The organism is Arhodomonas sp. AD133, from assembly GCF_051195215.1.
Lineage (GTDB): Bacteria > Pseudomonadota > Gammaproteobacteria > Nitrococcales > Nitrococcaceae > Arhodomonas.
Window position 1 is genome coordinate 1 of sequence record NZ_JBNAZM010000143.1, and the last position, 1,406, is coordinate 1,406.

Sequence of the window (1,406 nt, forward strand, 5' to 3'; positions counted from 1 at the left end):
TGGAGTGATGGGATGGACTCCTCCCGCCGCCTTATTCGGCATCCAAGTGCCATGCTGGAAGTGCTGCTTTCAGCAACGACGGACAGGAGGAACCCATGAACACCAGTATGACCATCGCCGTGGATCTGGCCAAAGCCGTCTTCGAGATCGCCGTGTCCGACGGTCACGGCAAGATCCTCGAGCGCCAACGCCTCAGCCGCGCTCAGTTTCAACGCTTCTTCCACAACCGGGAAGCCGCCACCGTCGTCATGGAGGCCTGTGGCACCTCGCATTTCTGGGGGCGTGAGCTCACCCGTCTCGGCTTCACGGTGCGCCTGCTGCCCGCGCAGTACGTTCGGCCCTACCGTCGGCGCAACAAGACAGATCGCGCCGACGCCGCGGCATTGCTCGAAGCGGCTCGCTGTGGCGAGATCCGGGATGTGCCGGTCAAAACCGAAGCGCAGCAAGCCATTCAAGGATTGCACCGAATTCGCGCCCAGTGGATGGCAGCGCGCACGGCCCGCATCAACACGCTGCGAGGCCTGTTGCGTGAACAGGGCGTCGAGTTGCCCGCCGGCGCCGGCAATGCGGTCATCGCCGCACCACGCGCCATCGACGACGAGCGCATTCCCTACGCGCTGCGATTGGCGTTGCTGGAGCTCGTCGGCGAGATTCTGGGGCTGCAAGCACGCGTCAAACGCATCGAGGCGCAATTGGCCACCTATGCCCGGAATGAGGCCGCTGTCCAAACGCTGCTGGCCGTCCCCGGGATCGGATTGCTCACCGCCACCGCTCTGGTGGCCGCCGTGGGCACGCCGCATCACTTCCGCAACGCACGACACCTGGCGGCCTGGTTGGGGCTGACACCGAGACAATCCAGTTCCGGACTGCGACGACGCATGGGGCGCATTTCCAAGCGCGGCGACGCCTACCTGCGAACATTGTTCACGCATGGCGCCCGCGCCGTGCTCACACGGGCCAAGCAGGTGGCCAGCCAGGGCAAGCCATTGAGCCAGCTCCAGGCCTGGGCGCTCGCCCTCCAGCAACGCGCCGGCCACAACAAAGCCACCTGTGCCTTGGCCAACAAGCTCGCCCGCATCTGCTGGGCGGTGTGGATCCATCAACGAACCTACAACGCCAACTACCCGCAACCTCGGTTCGCGGCCTGACAGGAACACTATTCCCCACTCGAGAGTGCGCAGAGACAGGATGATCATGGCAAAAGGGGTCGGCCCCGCATCGGACAAGGCCGGTAACAATGCCGGCTCTTTGAAGCCGTTGGCAGCGATTGGCCTCCGATGCGCGGATTCCATGAAGGCCAGGAGACCAGATCTCCACCAACAGGCCGGATATACGACCGCAACCGATGCTCTATTGCCCTCGATCAGCACGTCCGTCTCTGCCTACTTGCGGGAGGAGTCCATATA

General features: G+C 63.9%; 2 protein-coding genes. Both read left to right on the top strand.

Annotated elements, in window-relative coordinates:
- Positions 1-107 precede the first annotated feature (107 nt).
- Complete coding sequence (locus tag ACPEES_RS23375; protein WP_435106914.1) at positions 108-1,148, top strand: IS110 family transposase; 1,041 nt, start codon at positions 108-110, stop codon at positions 1,146-1,148.
- A 40-nt stretch (positions 1,149-1,188) separates the two neighbouring features.
- Positions 1,189-1,406: hypothetical protein (locus ACPEES_RS23380; protein WP_435106912.1), on the top strand; the 218-nt coding region annotated here is incomplete at its 3' end.

Bases quoted from the DNA above. Each gene is read 5' to 3' on its own strand.
- ACPEES_RS23375 (WP_435106914.1), top strand. From the start codon at position 108: ATGACCATCGCCGTGGATCTGGCCAAAGCCGTCTTCGAGATCGCCGTG.